We start from the raw sequence: 18,007 nt of genomic DNA on the forward strand, positions 1-18,007 counted from the left end.
GGCACTATGGGCGCATGACTGGGGCCATCAACGACGGCGGTACGCCGACCACGCAGCACACAGCGGACATGCCGGACTGGGAGAAGCGCTTCCGGGCGCCGCGGGTGTCGCTGCCCGACTGGGCGGAGGACGCGCCGGACCGCGCCCTGTTCGTGTCGAACGCGACGGGGACGTACGAGCTGTACGCCTGGGACAGGGCGACGGGCGAGCAGCGCCAGGCGACGGCCCGGCCGAACGGCACGACGGACGGCGTGCTCTCCCCGGACGGCGCCTGGATCTGGTGGTTCGACGACAAGGACGGCGACGAGTTCGGCATCTGGCGCCGCCAGCCGTTCACGGGCGGCCCGGACGAGCCGGCCGTGCCCGGTCTCGATCCGTCCTACCCGGCCGGCCTGGCCCTGTCCCGCGACGGCCGCACGGCGGTCGTCGGCCGCTCCACGGACGACGAGGGCACGACGATCCACCTGGCCCGCGAGGGCGCGGACCCGGTCGAGATCTACCGCCACCGCGAGTCGGCGGGCGTCGGCGACCTCGCGCACGACGGCTCCCTGATCGCCGTGGAGCACACCGAGCACGGCGACGCCATGCACGCGGCCCTGCGGGTGCTCCGCCCGGACGGCACGACGGTCGCCGAACTGGACGACACCAAGGGCGGCACCGAGGAGCTGGGCCTGGAGGTGCTGGGCTTCGCCCCGGTCGACGGCGACACCCGGCTGCTCATCGGCCACCAGCGCCGGGGCCGCTGGGAGCCGCTGGTGTGGGACGTGGCCACGGGCGAGGAGACCGACCTGGCCCTCGACCTGCCCGGCGACGTCAGCGCCGAGTGGTACCCGGACGGCTCAGCCCTGCTCATCGTCCACGGCTTCGAGGCCCGCAGCGAGCTGTTCCGGTACGACGTCACGACCCGCGAGCTGACCCGCATCCCCACCCCGCCCGGCACGGTCTCCGGGGCGACGGCCCGCCCCGACGGCAGCGTGGAGTACCTGTGGTCGTCGGCCGCCGAGCCCCCGGCGGTCCGCTCCACGACCGGTGGCGTGGTGCTGGACCCGCCGGGCATGGCGTGCCCGGCGTCGGTGCCGGTGGAGGACGTGTGGGTGGAGGGCCCCGGCGGCCGCATCCACGCCCTGGTCCAGAAGCCGGCGGGCGCCACGGGCCCCCTCCCCACCGTCTTCGACCTGCACGGCGGCCCGACCTGGCACGACAGCGACTCCTTCGCCGCCGGCCCGGCCGCCTGGGTCGACCACGGCTACGCGGTGGTCCGCGTCAACTACCGGGGCTCCACCGGCTACGGCCGCGCCTGGACGGACGCCCTCAAGCACCGGGTCGGCCTGATCGAGCTGGAGGACGTGGCGGCGGTGCGCGACTGGGCCGTCTCCTCCGGTCTCGCCGACCCCGCCCGCCTGGTCCTGACCGGCGCCTCCTGGGGCGGCTATCTGACCCTGCTCGGCGTCGGCACCCAGCCGGAGGCCTGGGCGCTGGGGATCGGGGTGGTGCCCGTCGCGGACTACGTCACCGCGTACCACGACGAGATGGAGTCCCTGAAGGCCATGGACCGCACCCTGCTGGGCGGCACCCCGGAGGAGGTCCCGGAGCGCTTCGAGGCGTCGTCCCCGCTGACGTACGTCGACCAGGTCAAGGCCCCCGTCTACATCTCGGCGGGCGTCAACGACCCGCGCTGCCCGATCCGCCAGATCGACAACTACGTCAAGAGACTGGAGACCCGGGGCGCGGTCCACGAGGTGTACCGGTACGACGCGGGGCACGGCTCGCTGGTCGTGGAGGAGCGGATCAAGCAGGTGAGACTGGAGCTGGAGTTCGCGGCGCGGCACCTGCCGGTCTAGGGTCTTCCGTTCGGATCAGGCCGGATCAGGGCGCGGTGCCAGGGCCCGCGAGCCCGGCGTGATCCGCCCGGGAGGCCCGGGTCAGCGCAGCTCCGCGAGGCCTCTGCGGGTGGCGGCGACGACCACCCGGTCGCCCTTCCCCAGCACATGGGAGGACGCGGTGTCGGCGTGGCCCAGCAGCGCCAGGACCCGCCAGGACCCGGCCCGGAAGGCCTCCCGCACGGTGCGCCCCTCCAGCTGGGGATGCCCGTCCACGTCCACCGCGGCGAACAGCAGCACCCTGCGCTCCACGGCGACGGCCCCGAGCACCTGCCGCCCCAGCATGACCCCGGCGAACGCGGGGGCGGCCAGGTGGGTGACGCTCCGGCTCCGGGTCAGCGCCTGCGGGTAGGCGGTGCGCAGGGTGCGGTACACGGCGGTGGCGAAGTCGTCGTCGTACAGCCGCAGCACCACCCGCAGATCGGGCCGTACGGTCCGCGCGTAGAGCACCGCCTCCAGGTTGGTGGTGTCGGAGCTGGTCACCGCGAGCAGCGCCTGGGCCCGCTGGATCTGGGCGGCCTCCAGGACGCCCTCCTGGGTGACGTCCCCGAGCACCACCGGCACCCGCAGCCGGCGGGCGGTGGCGAGGCCCCGCGCCTCCGGGTCGGACTCGACGCACACCACGGGGACGTTCAGTTCCCGCAGCCGGGTCAGCACCCGGGTGCCGATCTTGCCGAGCCCGAGCAGGACGACGTGCCCGCTCAGGCCGCGCGGCGGCTTGCGCAGGGCGGAGGCGGTGCGGAAGGTGCCGAACGCCTCCAGCGCGGCGGCCAGCAGCACCGGCAGCAGCAGCAATCCGACGAGCGCGGAGAGGAGCTGGAGGAGCTGGCGGCCCAGCGGCTGCCTGAGGGCCGGGTCGTCGATCGCGAACAGGTCGAGGAGGGTGATGTAGAAGGCGCGCAGCGGATGGATGCCGGTGACCACCCACAGGGCGACGGCGAGACCCACCACGCAGCCGGCGAGCACGGCGAGGGTCCAGCGCAGCCGCCGGGAGAACAGGGAGCCCAGCGGGGGCACGCCGGTCATCGCGCGGCGGGAGGGCGCGGCGGACTCGCCGCCGGCCGGGGCGGAGACGTGTTCCAGCACCACGGCCTGCCGTCCGGCGGCCTGCCGGACCTCCTCGTCGTCGGGGAGCAGCCGGGGCTGCTGTTCCCCGGCGTACGGGCCGTCGGCGCCGGCCGGGTCGCCGCCCGAGAGTAGCGCGAGGGTGTGCAGCCCGGTGCCGGGGCCGTCCCCGGACAGCGGCCGTTCCACGGCCCGCAGCAGCAGGCCCTCGGTCTGGACGACCCGGCTCGTGCCGGCGACGGCGGTCGCGGCCAGCGCGGGCGCGGCGGTGTCGGCGTCGGACAGCACGGTGGTGGACGCCTCGGTGGCGGTGCCCGGACCGCCGTCGTCCCCGGCGGCCAACGCGGCGGCCTGGTCGAGGAGTTCCTCGATGTGCTGGCCCAGCCGCCGGTTGTAGAGCCGCAGGACGAGCCGCAGCCGGGGGTTGAGCCGACGGGCGGTCAGGGCGGCCCGGATGTTGGTCTCGTCGTCGTCGTACACCAGGGCCAGCGCGGCGGCCCGGGCCACCCCGGCCTCCGCGAGCACCGCCTCGGTCAGCTCGGCGGCCGCCAGCACCCCCTCGCCGTCCGGGTGTGGGCCGGAGGGCGCGCCGGCGGGCTGCCCGCCCGTGCCGGAGCGGCCGACGCCCACGGCGGCGCTGACCACGCGGTCGAACAGCGCGGCCGACGCGGACCGGGCGCGGCCGACCACGGGGGGCCGGACGGTGCGCTCGTCCGGCGGCACGACGAGCGTGACCTGCTCGCCGTAGACCCCGCGCAACTCGGCGGCCAGCCGGTGCGCGAGGCCGTCGTCCCCGCACACCACCATGTGCGCCGGCGGGGACCCCGGCCCCCCTTGATACGGAACGCTCGCCACGAGGGAGAAGAGTGCACCAAGCGGCCGGGTGGTTCCAGCGGCGGTCTGAACGCCCGCGCCGGGACCCGCGTAGGGAAGGACAGGGAGAGCAGCTGCCGGAGGGAACCGCACGTGGCCATCACCGAAGACGCCCCGCCGGGTACGGACGCGAGCCGTGCCGGGCCCCCGCGGAGCCGGCGGCTCAGCTCCCCGCTGGCGCTCACCCTGACGCTCCTGACGGCCGTGCTCGCGCAGTCGCCGATCCGCGGGGCCCTCGGCACCCCGCTGATGCAGAGCTGGACGACCGTGTTCGTGGCGGTGACCGTCCAGGCACTGCCCTTCCTGGTGCTGGGCGTGCTGCTGTCGGCGGCGATCGCGGTGTTCGTCCCGGCGTCCTTCTTCGCACGCGCCCTGCCGCGCCGGCCCGCCCTCGCCGTGCCGGTGGCGGGGGTCGCCGGCGCGGTGCTGCCGGGCTGTGAGTGCGCGTCGGTGCCGGTGGCGGGCGCCCTGGTCCGCCGGGGCGTGACCCCGGCCGCCGCCCTGGCCTTCCTGCTCTCCGCGCCCGCGATCAACCCGGTGGTGCTGACCGCCACCGCCGTCGCCTTCCCCGGGCACCCGGAGATGGTCCTGGCCCGGTTCCTGGCGAGCCTGCTGGTGGCCTGCGTGATGGGCTGGCTGTGGCAGCGGCTGGGCCGGACGGACTGGCTGCGCACCCCGGCCCACGGCGCGCACGAGGGCGCGACCAAGGGGGAGGCGTTCTGGGGCGCGGTCCGGCACGACGTGATGCACGCGGGCGGGTTCCTGGTGCTGGGCGCGACGGCCGCGGCCACGCTGAAGGCGGCGGTCCCGGCGGACTGGCTGCGCACGGCCGCGGGCACCCCGCCGGTCTCGGTCCTCGCCCTCGCCGTGCTCGCCGTCCTGCTGTCGATCTGCTCGGAGGCGGACGCGTTCGTCGCCGCCTCCCTCACCCAGTTCTCCCCGACGGCCAAGCTGGTGTTCCTGGTGGTGGGCCCGATGATCGACCTCAAGCTGTTCGCGATGCAGGCCGGCACCTTCGGCCGCGGCTTCGCGCTCCGGTTCGCGCCCGCCACCTTCGCGCTGGCCGTCGCGGGCGCCGTGCTGACCGGGGCGGTGCTGCTGTGAACCGCCAGGCCCAGGCGGCCGTCCTGTTCCTGCTCGGCGGCGCGCTGCTGCACGCGGGCACCACCGACCTGTACCTGCGCTACGTCAAGGCGGGCCTGCGCCCGCTGCTGCTGGCCGCGGGCGCGGTGCTGATCGCGGCGGCCCTGGCGACGGCCTGGTACGAGCGCCGGCGCGACCGGGAACGGCACCGGCACCCCGAGCCGCGGGTCGCCTGGCTGCTCCTGCTGCCGCTCCTCGCCCTGATCCTGATCGCACCGCCGGCCCTCGGCTCCTACAGCGCCCTGCGCTCCGGCACGGCCCTGCAGAAGCCGTACGGCTACGGCCCGCTGCCGGCGGGCGACCCGGTGCCGCTGTCCGTCGTCGAATACGCCTCCCGCGCCGCCTACGGCCACGGCCGCTCCCTGCACGGCCGTGCCGTCCGGGTCACCGGCTTCCTGGCCCTGGACCACGCGGGCCGGCCCTACCTGGTCCGCATGGCCCTCAACTGCTGTGCCGCGGACGCCCAGCCGGTGAAGATCGCGCTGACCGGCGCGCTGCCGCCGGTGCTGCGCCCGGACGCCTGGCTGGAGGTGACGGGCACGTACGCCCCCGGGCTGCGCCACGACCCGGTCAACGACGGCCCCATCCCCTACCTGGAGGTCACCGCGACGCGTCCGGTACCGGCCCCGCGCGACCCGTACGACGAGACCTGGAACACCTGACCGGCACCGGTCAACCGGCCTCGGCCACCGGCACCGGTCAGCCCGGCCCCGGCTACCGGCCGGCCGCCGCGCTGTCGAAGTCGAAGCGGGCGAGGTCCCTGAGCCACACCTCCGCGTTGCCGTCCGAGGGGGCCCGCCAGTCGCCGCGCGGGGAGAGGGAGCCCCCCGCCGACACCTTCGGGCCGTTCGGCATGGCCGAGCGCTTGAACTGCGAGAACGCGAAGAAGCGGCGGCAGAACACCTCCAGCCAGTGCCGGATCTCCCGCAGGTCGTACGCCACCCGCTTGGCCTCGGGGAAGTTCGGCGGCCAGGCGCCGGACTTCGCGTCGTGCCAGGCGTGCCAGGCCAGGAAGGCGGTCTTCGAGGGCCGGAAGCCGTAGCGCAGCACCTGGAAGAGGGTGAAGTCGTGCAGCGCGTACGGGCCGATCTTCGACTCGGTGGACTGCATCTCCTCGCCCGGCACCAGTTCCGGGCTGATCTCGGTGTCCAGGATCGCGGCCAGGATGCCGCCGGTCTCCTCGTCGAACTGGCCGCTGTCGATCACCCAGCGGATCAGGTGCTGGATGAAGGTCTTCGGCACCCCGGAGTTGACGTTGTAGTGGCTCATCTGGTCGCCGACGCCGTACGTGGACCAGCCGAGCGCCAGCTCGGAGAGGTCGCCGGTGCCGAGGACGATGCCGCCGCGCTGGTTGGCCAGCCGGAACAGGTAGTCGGTGCGCAGACCGGCCTGCACGTTCTCGAAGGTGACGTCGTACACCGGCTCGCCGGAGGCGAAGGGGTGCCCGATCTCCTTCAGCATCAGCCGCGCGGTCGGCGTGATGTCCAGCTCGGCCGCGGTGACGCCGAGCGCCCGCATCAGCTTGTGCGCGTTGTCCTTGGTGTGGTCGCTGGTGGCGAAGCCCGGCAGTGTGAAGGCCAGGATGTCGCTGCGCGGCCGGCCCGCGCGGTCCATCGCCCGGGCGGCGACGATCAGCGCGTGCGTGGAGTCCAGACCGCCGGACACGCCGATGACGACCTTGGGGCCGCCGATCGCCGCGAGCCGCTGCTGGAGCCCGGCGACCTGGATGTTGTAGGCCTCGTAGCAGTCCAGGGCGAGCCGCTCGGGGTCGGCGGGCACGAACGGGAAGCGCTCCACGCGCCGGCGCAGCCCGAGGTCGGTGAGCGGCGGGTCCAGCTCGAAGGAGACGGTGCGGAAGTCACCGGTCCGGGCGGCGTGGGTCCGGCGGTTGTCGTCGAAGGTGCCCATCCGGTGCCGCTCCTGCCGCAGCAGGTCGAGGTCCACGTCGGCGACCGCGTACCGGTCGCCGAGCGGGAAGCGCTCGGTCTCGGCGAGCAGCACCCCGTTCTCGTAGATCATGGTCTGCCCGTCCCAGGACAGGTCGGTGGTCGACTCGCCGAGGCCGGCCGCCGCGTAGACGTACGCGGCGAGGCAGCGCGAGGACGCCGAGCGGCACAGCAGCTTGCGGTCCTCGGCCCGGCCGACCGTGATCGGGCTGCCGGAGAGGTTGACCAGCACGGTCGCCCCGGCGAGGGCCGCCTCGGCGCTCGGCGGCACCGGCACCCACATGTCCTCGCAGATCTCGGTGTGCAGCACCAGCCCCGGCACGTCCTCGGCGGCGAACAGCAGGTCCACCCCGAACGGCACCTCGGCACCCGCGACCCGGATGGTCCCGCCCCGCTCGTCGTGCCCGTCGGCGATCTGCCGGCGCTCGTAGAACTCGCGGTAGGTCGGCGGGTACGACTTCGGTACGACACCGAGGATCCGGCCGCGGTGCACGATCACCGCGCAGTTGTAGATCCGGTGACGGTGGCGCAGCGGGGCGCCGACGACCAGCACCGGCAGCAGCTCCGCCGACCCGGCCACGACGGTTCCGAGGGCCGCCTCGGCCTGGTCGAGCAGCGCGTCCTGGAGCAGCAGGTCCTCGATGGAGTAGCCGGTCAGGCCCAGCTCGGGGAAGACGGCGACGGCGACGCCCTCGTCCGCGCACCGGCGCGCCAGGCGCAGGACCGCTTCGGCGTTGGCCTGCGGGTCGGCGATGACGGTGTGGCCGGTGCACGCGGCGACCCGCGCGAAGCCGTGGCTGTAGAGCGACCAGAAGTTCAACGGGGCTTCCTTCATGTCAGGAAGCCTAGATCCCGGCCGCGCCGGGGTGCCGGGGCAGCCCCGCGGGCCGGAGGCGTAAGGGTCGCGTCAAGGCCGTACGGGCGGCCGTAAGGGGGGCGTCAACGGGTGATGCGTTCGAGCCGTTACGGAGTTCTCCTCGTAACGTCCGTTTCGCCGAACTCATTCAGGAGTCCGCGATGGCCGATACGGCCTTCGTCCTCACCGTGCTCGTGGCTTTCGCGCTGGTGGCCCTCGTCGCCAAGGGGGTGACGAAGCTGTGACCGCCGAGACCGTCGTCGGCCTGGTCGTGGCCGTCGCCCTGCTGGGCTATCTCGTCCTGGCCCTGGTCTTCCCGGAGAGGTTCTGAGCGCCCCATGGGTCCCGTACCGGCCGGCGTGCTCCAGCTGCTCGCCCTGACAGGCGCGCTCGCGCTCGCCTACGTCCCCCTCGGCACCTACATGGCCCGGGTCTACTCCTCGCCGCGGCACCTGCGCGTGGAGAAGTGGATCTACAAGGGCATCGGTGCCGACCCCGGCACCGAGATGACCTGGCCCGCGTACCTGCGCGCGGTCCTCGCCTTCTCGGCCGCCGGCGTCCTCTTCCTCTACCTGCTCCAGCGGCTCCAGGGCGTCCTGCCCGGCTCGCTCGGCTTCTCCTCGGTCAACCCGGCGCAGTCGTTCAACACGGCCGTGTCGTTCGTGACCAACACCAACTGGCAGTCGTACTACGGCGAGCAGACGATGGGGCACGTCGTGCAGACCGCCGGTTTGGCCGTGCAGAACTTCGTCTCCGCGGCCGTGGGTATCGCCGTCGCCGTGGCGCTGGTGCGCGGCTTCGCGCGGTCCCGCACCGGTGAGCTGGGCAACTTCTGGTCCGACCTGGTGCGCGGCACCGTGCGCGTCCTGGTGCCGCTCGCGGCGGTCGCCGCCGTCGTGCTGGTCGCCTGCGGAGTGCTCCAGAACTTCTCCGGCATCCACGCGGTGGAGCAGTTCATGGGCGGCTCCCAGCAGTGGAACGGCGGCGCGGTCGCCTCGCAGGAGGCCATCAAGGAACTGGGCACCAACGGCGGCGGCTACTTCAACGCCAACAGCGCCCACCCCTTCGAGAACCCCACCCCGTTCACCAACCTCTTCGAGATCTTCCTCATCCTCGTCATCCCGTTCTCCCTGACCCGGACCTTCGGCGTCATGGTCGGTTCGGTGCGGCAGGGCTACGCGATCCTCGCCACCATGGGCGTCATCTGGCTCGGTTTCACCGCCCTGATGATGTGGACCGAGTTCGCCCACCACGGCCCGGCGCTCCAGGCCGCGGGCGGGGCGCTGGAGGGCAAGGAGGTCCGCTTCGGGGTCGGCGGCTCCTCGATCTTCGCGGTGGCCACGACGCTCACCTCCACCGGCGCGGTGGACTCCTTCCACTCCTCCTTCACCGGCCTCGGCGGCGGCATCACGATGCTGAGCATGATGCTGGGCGAGATCGCGCCCGGCGGCACCGGCTCCGGCCTCTACGGCATCCTGGTCATGGCGGTCATCGCGGTGTTCCTCGCCGGCCTGATGGTCGGCCGTACGCCCGAGTACCTGGGCAAGAAGATCGGCGGCCGGGAGATGAAGCTGGCCGCCGCCTACATCCTGATCACACCGGCGCTGGTGCTCGTCTTCACGGCCGCCTCCATGGCGCTGCCGACCCCGCCGCACTCGGTCCTCAACTCCGGCGCGCACGGCTTCTCCGAGGTGCTGTACGCCTTCACCTCCGCCGCCAACAACAACGGCTCGGCCTTCGCCGGGCTCAACGCGAACACCGACTGGTTCAACACCATGACCGGGCTCGCCATGCTGTTCGGCCGGTTCCTGCCCATGGTCTTCGTCCTGGCGCTGGCCGGCTCGCTCGCCGGGCAGCGGCCGATCCCGGTCACCGCGGGCACCCTGCGCACCGGGAAACCGCTGTTCAGCGGCCTGCTGGTGGGCGCGATCCTGATCATCACCGGTCTCACGTACTTCCCGGCCCTGGCGCTGGGGCCGCTCGCGGAAGGGCTCGCGTGATGACCACCCGCACTCGGAAGCCAGAGGACTCCATGTCCACAGTCACACCCACCCGGGCGCCGCACAGCGACGTGCCCACCGCGCACAGGCCCACGGAGGGCCGTGTCGGAGCGGGTCTGTTCGACCCCCGGCAGCTGCTCAGGTCCCTGCCGGAGGCGTTCCGCAAACTGGACCCGCGGGTGATGGTCAAGTCGCCCGTGATGTTCGTGGTGTGGGTCGGCTCGGTGCTGACCACCGCCTTCTCCTTCCAGGACCCCGGCGACTGGTTCGGCTGGACCATCAGCGCCTGGCTGTGGCTGACCGTGCTCTTCGCCAACCTGGCGGAGGCGGTCGCCGAGGGCCGGGGCAAGGCGCAGGCCGACACCCTGCGCAAGGCCAGGACGGACACGGTCGCGCGGCGGATCGCCGGGGACCGTGAGGAGCGGGTGCCCGGCACCGCACTGCGGATCGGCGACCTGGTGGTCTGCGAGGCCGGCGACGTGATCCCCGGCGACGGCGATGTCGTCGAGGGCGTGGCCTCGGTGGACGAGTCGGCGATCACCGGCGAGTCCGCGCCCGTCATCCGTGAGTCCGGCGGCGACCGCAGCGCCGTCACGGGCGGTACGAAGGTGCTGTCCGACCGGATCGTCATCAGGATCACGACGAAGCCGGGCGAGACCTTCATCGACCGGATGATCGGCCTGGTCGAGGGCGCGGCCCGGCGCAAGACGCCGAACGAGATCGCGCTGAACATCCTGCTGGCCTCGCTGACCATCGTCTTCCTGCTCGCGTGCGCCACCCTGCCGCCGTTCGCCACCTACGCGGGCACGCACCTGACCATGGTCGTCCTGGTCGCCCTGCTGGTCTGCCTGATCCCGACCACCATCGGCGCCCTGCTCTCCGCGATCGGCATCGCCGGCATGGACCGGCTGGTGCAGCGCAACGTCCTCGCCATGTCGGGCCGTGCGGTCGAGGCCGCCGGCGACGTCTCCACCCTGCTGCTGGACAAGACCGGCACCATCACCCTCGGCAACCGCCGGGCGTCGGAGTTCGTGCCGGTGCGCGGCACCACCGAGGCCCAGGTGGCCGACGCGGCCCAGCTCTCCTCGCTGGCGGACGAGACGCCCGAGGGCCGCTCGATCGTCGTGCTGGCGAAGGAGAGGTACGGGCTGCGCGAGCGCCACCAGGGCGAACTGGCCGGCGCCGAGTGGATCGCCTTCACCGCCCAGACCCGCATGTCCGGCGTGGACGTCGGCGGGCGCCGCGTCCGCAAGGGCGCCGCCGGTTCCGTCATCGCCTGGGTGGAGGAACAGGGCGGCCACGTCGCCGACGACGCCCGGGAACTGACCGACCGGATCTCCGAGGCCGGCGGCACGCCGCTGCTCGTCGCCGTCGACGACGCCGGCGGGGCACGGGTCCTCGGCGTCATCCACCTCAAGGACGTCGTCAAGGAGGGCATGCGCGAGCGGTTCGACGAGCTGCGCCGCATGGGCATCAAGACAGTCATGATCACCGGCGACAACCCGCTCACCGCGAAGGCCATCGCCGGGGAGGCGGGCGTGGACGACTTCCTCGCCGAGGCCACCCCCGAGGACAAGATGGCCCTCATCAAGCGGGAGCAGGCCGGCGGCAAGCTGGTCGCGATGACCGGCGACGGCACGAACGACGCGCCGGCCCTCGCCCAGGCGGACGTCGGCGTGGCGATGAACACCGGTACGTCGGCCGCCAAGGAGGCCGGCAACATGGTCGACCTCGACTCCGACCCGACCAAGCTCATCGAGATCGTGGAGATCGGCAAGCAGCTGCTGATCACGCGGGGCGCGCTGACCACGTTCTCCATCGCCAACGACGTCGCGAAGTACTTCGCGATCATCCCGGCCCTCTTCGCGGCGGTCTACCCGGGCCTGGACAAGCTGAACATCATGCGGCTGTCCTCGCCCGACTCCGCGATCCTGTCGGCCGTCGTCTTCAACGCGCTGATCATCATCGCGCTGGTGCCGCTGTCGCTGAGGGGCGTGCGGTACCGGCCGATGAGCGCGGACCGGATGCTCCGCCGCAACCTCGCCCTCTACGGCGTCGGCGGACTGATCGCGCCCTTCATCGGCATCAAGATCATCGACCTGATCGTCTCACTCATCCCCGGGATCCGGTGACGGACATGAACCACCCCTTCGCGCACACCGCGCGGCTGTTCGGCGCGGGGCTGCGGGCCCTGCTGGCGCTGACCGTGCTCACCGGCGTCCTCTACCCGCTGGCGGTCACCGGTGTCGCCCAGGCGCTGTTCGCGCACCAGGCGAACGGCTCCGAGACCAGGGCGGACGGCAGGGTCGTCGGCTCGTCCCTGATCGGCCAGCAGGGCTACGGCCTCAGGTACTTCCAGCCCCGCCCCGCCGACGGCCTCGGACAGAACTCCGTCAACACGCAGTACAAGCTGATCCTGTCCGGCGCGACCAACCTCGCCGCGGACAGCAAGGTGCTCCTCAAACAGGTCGAGGACGCCAAGGCCGCCGTGGTGCGGGACAACTCGGTCCCCGGCCACCCGGTCACGCCCTCCCAGGTCCCCGCCGACGCCGTCACCTCCTCCGGCTCCGGCCTGGACCCGGACATCTCCCCGGCCTACGCCGAACTCCAGGTCCGCCGGGTGGCCGCCCGCAACCACCTGCCCGTCCCCCAGGTCGAGCGGCTGGTCAGGGCCCACACCACCGGACGCACCCTCGGCTTCATCGGGGAACCCCGGGTGAACGTCCTGGAACTCAACACCGCGCTCAAGGAGTTGACCGCGAAGGAGTGAGGCAGCCGGCGGCGCCCCGGCGCCGTCCCCGGGCGGCTGAAACCGCGCTGAAACCACGCTGAACCACCCGGGCCGCACGCTCTGCCGCATGACGACGACGAACGCGGACGACCTCGCGATCGCGGCCACCGGGCTGCGCAAGTCCTACGGGGACAAGACCGTCCTCGACGGCATCGACCTCCACGTGCCCGCCGGCACCGTCTTCTCCCTCCTCGGGCCCAACGGTGCCGGCAAGACCACGGCGGTCAGCATCCTGTCCACGCTGATCTCCGCCGACTGCGGACAGGCGCGGATCGCCGGGCACGATCTCACCGCCGAGGCGCAGGCGGTGCGGGCCGCCATCGGGGTCACCGGCCAGTTCTCCGCCGTGGACGGGCTGATCACCGGCGAGGAGAACATGCTCCTGATGGCGGACCTGCACCACCTCTCCCGGCAGGAGGGACGGCGCGTCACCGCCGGGCTGCTGGAACGGTTCGACCTCACCGAGGCCGCGAGGAAACCCGCCTCCACCTACTCCGGCGGCATGAAGCGCCGCCTCGACATCGCCATGACCCTGGTCGGCAGCCCCCGGATCATCTTCCTGGACGAGCCGACCACCGGCCTCGACCCGCGCTCCCGCCACACCATGTGGCAGATCATCCGCGAACTGGTCTCCGGCGGCACGACCGTCTTCCTCACCACCCAGTACCTGGAGGAGGCCGACCAGCTCGCCGACCGCATCGCCGTGCTCGACGGCGGAAGGATCGTCGCCGACGGCAGCGCCGAGCAGCTCAAGCGGCTCGTCCCCGGCGGGCACGTGCGGCTGCGCTTCTCCGACCCGGAGGCGTACGAGCAGGCGGCCACCGCGCTGCGCGAGGCCACCCGGAACGACGAGGCGCTCACCCTGCAGATCCCCAGCGACGGAAGCCAGCGCGAACTGCGGGCCATCCTCGACTGGCTCGACGCCGCCGGCATCGAGGCCGGCGAGCTGTCCGTCCACACCCCGGACCTGGACGACGTGTTCTTCGCCCTCACCGCGACCCCCGTGCCCGCCCGGTCCACCGAAAAGGAGAGCGCCCGATGAGCGCCGCCGGCCAGCCCCTCCGCGACAACCTCACCATGCTGCGGCGCAACCTCCTGCACGCCCGCCGCTACCCCTCCCTCACCCTGAACCTCCTGCTCACCCCGGTCATCCTGCTGCTGCTCTTCGTCTACGTCTTCGGCGACGTGATGAGCGCCGGCATCAACGGCGGACACGCGGACCGCGCCGACTACGTCGCCTACCTGGTCCCCGGCATCCTCCTGCTGACCGTGAGCATGACCTCGCTCGGCACGGCCGTGTCGGTGGCCACCGACATGACCGAGGGCATCATGGCCCGGTTCCGCACCATGGCGATCTCCCGTGCCTCCGTGCTGATCGGCCACGTGCTCGGCAGTGTCATCCAGACGCTGATGGCCTTGGTGCTGCTGCTGGGCATCGGCCTGGCCATCGGCTTCCGGCCCGACGCGACGCCGCTGGAGTGGCTCGCCGCCGCCGGGCTGATGACGCTGGTCAGCCTGGCACTGACCTGGCTCGCGGTCGGCATCGGCCTGGCGAGCCCCAACCCGGAGGGGGCCAGCAACACCGGGACGCCCCTGGTGATGCTGCCGTTCCTGTCCAGCGCGTTCGTGCCGGTGGACGCCATGCCGGGCTGGTTCCGCTGGTTCGCCGAGTACCAGCCGTTCTCGCCCGCCATCGAGACCCTGCGCGGACTGCTGCTCGGCAGCGGGATCGGCACGAGGAACGCCGTGCTCGCCGTCGCCTGGTGCGTGGGGCTGACCGTGCTGGGCTACTGGTGGTCCAAGGCGCAGTTCCACCGGGAGCCGCGGCGTTGAGGCCGGCGGGGCTCAGCCGGCGCTCGGCCCCCCGGGGCTCACCCGGCGCTCAGCTCCCGCAGTGCCGCCGCCCGCAGCTCCTCCCGCCCCAGGGCGGCGTACCTCGACCTCGCGTCGGCGTACGCCGCCCTGTCGGCGTCCTCCGCGGCCCGCCGGGACCGGGCCGAGGACAGGGTCGGGAAGTCCCGCACCACCGGCATCCGTTCCGCCAGCGCCACCAGCCGCACGGCCGCCGTCTCGCCCCTGGCCAGCCCGGCGAGCCCGAGTGCGAGCAACGCCGTGCCGTAGACCGGCAGTTCGACGGGAGAGTCGGTGGGGGTCGAGGGGCTTGGCGAGCCCGAGGGGCTGGAGGTGCCGGGGGAGCCGGATGCGCCGGACGCGCCGGACGCGCCGGACAGCATCCCCAGAAGCCGCTCCCGCAGTTGCCCGGCCAGCCCGGCCACCGGCTCCAGCCGGCCGTGCTGCGCGTGCGCCGCCAGCGCGACCGACTGCACCTGGAGCGACCACGGATGCACGAACGGATCACCGGCATACAGCACGCTGTCCTCCCGTACCCGCTCCACCGCCCGGCGCCACAGACCGAGCCCGACCTCCGTCAGCCCCCGCGCCAGCGCGATCTCCGCCCGGGCCAGCAGGTCGGGGGTGTAGGTCTGCGGCGACTCGGGCGGCTGCTCCAGGGCCGCCAGCCCCAGCCAGTACTCCGCCTCGTCCACCTCCCCGCGCTGCAGGCAGGCCAGCACCAGCCCCCAGCGCACACCCACCGAGTCCGACCACTCGCCGAACCGGTCGAGCGCACCGAGCGCGGCGCGCAGATGGCCGTACGCCTCCGCGCCCCGCTCGGACTGGAGGCACAGCTCGCTGATCCGCCCGTGACAGAGCAGTTGCATGGTGGGGTTGGCGAACGGCTCCAGCGCGTCGAGCATCCGGCGGGCGTACTCCAGCGCGCGCTCCGTGTCGTGCGCCGCGTCCCACACGTAACTGGCGAAGCACGCCGCCACACCCGCCAGCAGGGGTTCCTCCGCGTCGCACAGCTCCCGCAGCAGCGCGTACTGCGGCGGGTGGATGTCCGGAACGGCGCATAGCACGACGGCCAGCGCCCCCGGCAGTGTGTCCGGCCGCGCGGGCGGCAGCCGACGCAGCGTCACCAACTGCCGTACGGCGTGCGGGCCGTGGGCCATGAAGAGGCTGGCCGTGCAGACGGCCGCCGCGGTGCGGGCCGGCTCGACGTCCTCGGGGCCGGGACGGAAGCGGGACAGCGGCCCGCCGGTGTCGGAGATGAGCGCGGAGAGCCGGGTGAAGTGGGAGTCGGTGGCCCACAGGGAGGCCAGTACGGCGGTGAGGGCGGCGGTGGCGGGCCCGTCGGACCGGGCCAGCGCGTGCCGCAGCGCGAGGACGAGGTTGTCCTGCTCGGCCCGTATGCGGATCCAGGAGGACGCCGGGTCGCTGCTGAACAGCACGCCGTGGTGCTCGCGGCCGAAGTCCCGGGCCCAGCGCAGGAACCGGTCGGTCACCGCCTCCTCCTCGCCGGCCTCGGCCCGCCGGGCGGCACCGAACTCGCGCAGGGTCTCCAGCATGCGGAAACGTATCCCGGACGGGCTGTCGTCCACCCTGATCAGGGACTGCCCGGCCAGTTGCTCCAGCAGGAACAGCGTGTCCCCCGTCCCGCCGAGCAGGTACTCCGCCGCGTCCTCGGCGAAGCCGCCCGGGAACACCGACAGCGCGCGCAGCGCCGCCCGGCCGTCGGGCTCCAGCAGGTTCCAGCTCCACTCGACCACGGCCTGCAGCGTGCGGTGCCGCTCGGGCGCGTCACGGGCGCCGCCGCGCAGCAGCGCGAAACGGTCCCGCAGACGGCGCGCGATGTCGGCCACGGAGAGCACCCGCACCCGGGCCGCGGCCAGCTCCACGGCGAGCGGCAGCCCGTCCAGGTGGCGGCAGATCTCGGCGACCAGGCCGGCGGGCAGGTCCACGCCGGGCCGGGCCGCCCGCGCCCGCTGCTCGAACAGCTCGACCGAGGTGGCGAGGGACAGCTCCGGCAGGGCGTACACGGACTCCGAGGTCAGCCCCAGCGGGGCCCGGCTGGTCGCGAGGACCCGCAGCTCACGCGACCGCGACACCAGCGCCCGGACGAGGTCGGCCACGCCGGCGATCACCTGCTCGCAGTTGTCCAGCACCAGCAGCGTGGGCCCCGTGCCCAGCGCGCCGACGATGCCGCTCACCGTGTCGCCGCCCCCGGTGAACTGCCGGCCCTCGCCCGCGCCCACCGCCGCGGCCACCTCGGCGGCCACGTCGTCGTCGGCGGTGACACCGGCCAGGGGGACGAAGTGCACCACGGGCTGCTCGGCAGCCCGGCTCACCGCATGGGACAGCCGGGTCTTGCCCAGCCCGCCGGGGCCCACGACGGTGACCACCCGGGCCACGCGCAGCATCTCCGCCACGGTGGAGATGTCGGCGCCCCGCCCCAGCAGCGGATTCGGCTCGTGCGGCACTCCCTGCCGGACCCGGGGCGCGTCCGCGTTCAACAGCTCCTGGCAGAGGGCCCTGAGCCCGGGACCCGGATCGGTACCCAGCTCCTCGCGCAACCCCCGCCGGTAGGCGTCGTACCGGGTCAGCGCGGCGGCCCGGCCCACGGTGTCCGCCTCGCACCGCAGCAGCTCCGCCAGCACCTCCTCGTCCCGCGGCAGCTCCCGGGCCAGCTCGGCCAGCGGCGCCGCGGCCTCCTCCCGCCGCCCCAGCCGGGCGAGCGCGAGCGCACGGGAACGCACGAGCGAGCGGTGCGCCCGGAGCCGGTCGGTACGGAGCGCCACCACCGGATCGTGCAGGTCCTCGCCCGCCCCGGCCCCCACGCTCCCGTCCCACAGGGCCAAGCCCGCCTCGGCCTGCGCCAGGGCACCCGCGTGATCCCCGGCCCGCGCCCGCGCGGCGCTCGCCGCCTCGTACAGCAGCAGCGCGGAACTGTCGACCTGCGCCTCGTCCAGCGCGAGCCGGTACCCCGCCGGCGTGCTGACGACCAGCTCCCCGCCCACCTGCGCCCTGAGCCGCGACACCAGCACCTGCACGGCCTTGCCGGGCCGCTCCGGCAGCCCGTCCGGCCACAGCCCCTCCACCAGCCGCCCGGTACTGCACCCGGCCCGCAGATCCCCGGCGAGCAACGCCACCAGCCCACGCAGCCGGGGAGCCGTGATCTCCCGCCCACGACAGGCGACTTCGGACAGCAGAGCCAACTCGGTGGTCACGCGTGCAGACTAGCCACCCACCGCTGTCGCGGGAGAGGCCAGAGCCGGGACCTGCCGCGACGGCCGCAGGCACCCGTACACGTCGGCACCCGGGTAGTTCGCCCGTGGGCGCGGGTCACGGGGGCCGGGGCGCCGGGCTGGGCGGTCCGGCTGAGTCCCGGATGCCCGCTGTCGGCCGTCGGACGGAAACGGCTGCACCGTCCGGGCGGCATCCCGTATCGACCCGGAACTGCCATGCGTCGACGAGGGCAACCCAACACCGTCCCGCGAGACACGGCGCCGCGCCTTCGGTGCCGGGGGTAACCTGCGGACCCGGGACTTCCCAGGGAGTCACTCATTCATGTTCACCCGTAAGTCCTCGGCACTCGTCGCGCAGGCGATGTGTGT

General features: G+C 73.5%; 12 protein-coding genes. 9 read left to right on the forward strand and 3 right to left on the reverse strand.

Annotated elements, in window-relative coordinates:
- Nucleotides 1-14: 14 nt before the first annotated feature.
- Nucleotides 15-1,841 carry a prolyl oligopeptidase family serine peptidase gene (locus AB0947_RS11665; protein WP_366750162.1) on the forward strand — a complete coding sequence of 609 codons (1,827 nt, stop codon included), beginning with the start codon at nt 15-17 and terminating at the stop codon, nt 1,839-1,841.
- An 81-nt stretch (nt 1,842-1,922) separates the two neighbouring features.
- Here the strand turns inward: AB0947_RS11665 and AB0947_RS11670 are convergent, their stop codons facing one another.
- Nucleotides 1,923-3,752, reverse strand: a complete 1,830-nt coding sequence (locus tag AB0947_RS11670) for an NAD(P)-binding protein (protein WP_366750305.1) — start codon at nt 3,750-3,752, stop codon at nt 1,923-1,925.
- A 159-nt stretch (nt 3,753-3,911) separates the two neighbouring features.
- Between AB0947_RS11670 and AB0947_RS11675 the strand changes: the two genes are divergently transcribed.
- Nucleotides 3,912-4,922: a permease gene (locus AB0947_RS11675; protein ID WP_366750163.1), complete on the forward strand. Its 1,011-nt coding sequence runs from the start codon at nt 3,912-3,914 to the stop codon at nt 4,920-4,922.
- Nucleotides 4,919-5,623 carry a TIGR03943 family protein gene (locus tag AB0947_RS11680; protein WP_366750164.1) on the forward strand — a complete coding sequence of 235 codons (705 nt, stop codon included), beginning with the start codon at nt 4,919-4,921 and terminating at the stop codon, nt 5,621-5,623. The genes AB0947_RS11675 and AB0947_RS11680 overlap by 4 nt, the downstream gene beginning before the upstream one ends.
- Before the next feature lie 52 nt (nt 5,624-5,675).
- Here AB0947_RS11680 and AB0947_RS11685 read toward each other — a convergent pair whose 3' ends face one another.
- Nucleotides 5,676-7,742, reverse strand: coding sequence for an NAD(+) synthase (locus AB0947_RS11685; protein WP_366750165.1), 2,067 nt, complete (start codon nt 7,740-7,742; stop codon nt 5,676-5,678).
- A 262-nt stretch (nt 7,743-8,004) separates the two neighbouring features.
- Between AB0947_RS11685 and kdpF the strand changes: the two genes are divergently transcribed.
- The 6 genes from kdpF to AB0947_RS11715 all read left to right on the forward strand — a co-directional run bounded on the left by kdpF (nt 8,005) and on the right by AB0947_RS11715 (nt 14,387).
- Nucleotides 8,005-8,094 carry a K(+)-transporting ATPase subunit F gene (gene kdpF / locus AB0947_RS11690; RefSeq protein ID WP_037629700.1) on the forward strand — a complete coding sequence of 30 codons (90 nt, stop codon included), beginning with the start codon at nt 8,005-8,007 and terminating at the stop codon, nt 8,092-8,094.
- 7 nt (nt 8,095-8,101) lie between these two features.
- Complete coding sequence (kdpA, locus tag AB0947_RS11695) at nt 8,102-9,763, forward strand: potassium-transporting ATPase subunit KdpA (protein WP_366750166.1); 1,662 nt, start codon at nt 8,102-8,104, stop codon at nt 9,761-9,763.
- Between the two features lie 32 nt (nt 9,764-9,795).
- On the forward strand, nt 9,796-11,895 hold the full coding sequence (kdpB, locus tag AB0947_RS11700) for a potassium-transporting ATPase subunit KdpB (RefSeq protein WP_366750167.1): 2,100 nt from the start codon (nt 9,796-9,798) through the stop codon (nt 11,893-11,895).
- Nucleotides 11,896-11,900: 5 nt separating this feature from the next.
- Nucleotides 11,901-12,533 (forward strand): potassium-transporting ATPase subunit C, encoded by a 633-nt coding sequence (locus AB0947_RS11705; RefSeq protein ID WP_366750168.1) that lies wholly within the window; start codon nt 11,901-11,903, stop codon nt 12,531-12,533.
- An 88-nt stretch (nt 12,534-12,621) separates the two neighbouring features.
- Nucleotides 12,622-13,596 carry an ATP-binding cassette domain-containing protein gene (locus AB0947_RS11710; protein WP_366750169.1) on the forward strand — a complete coding sequence of 325 codons (975 nt, stop codon included), beginning with the start codon at nt 12,622-12,624 and terminating at the stop codon, nt 13,594-13,596.
- On the forward strand, nt 13,593-14,387 hold the full coding sequence (locus tag AB0947_RS11715; protein ID WP_366750170.1) for an ABC transporter permease: 795 nt from the start codon (nt 13,593-13,595) through the stop codon (nt 14,385-14,387). Before AB0947_RS11710 ends, AB0947_RS11715 begins: the two co-directional genes overlap by 4 nt.
- A 38-nt stretch (nt 14,388-14,425) precedes the next feature.
- On the opposite strand, the gene AB0947_RS11720 is transcribed toward AB0947_RS11715, so the two are convergent.
- Nucleotides 14,426-17,620 carry a BTAD domain-containing putative transcriptional regulator gene (locus tag AB0947_RS11720; protein ID WP_366750171.1) on the reverse strand — a complete coding sequence of 1,065 codons (3,195 nt, stop codon included), beginning with the start codon at nt 17,618-17,620 and terminating at the stop codon, nt 14,426-14,428.
- Nucleotides 17,621-18,007 lie beyond the last annotated feature (387 nt).

Source organism: Streptomyces sp. NPDC047841 (assembly GCF_040704085.1).
Classification (GTDB): domain Bacteria; phylum Actinomycetota; class Actinomycetes; order Streptomycetales; family Streptomycetaceae; genus Streptomyces; species Streptomyces argyrophylli.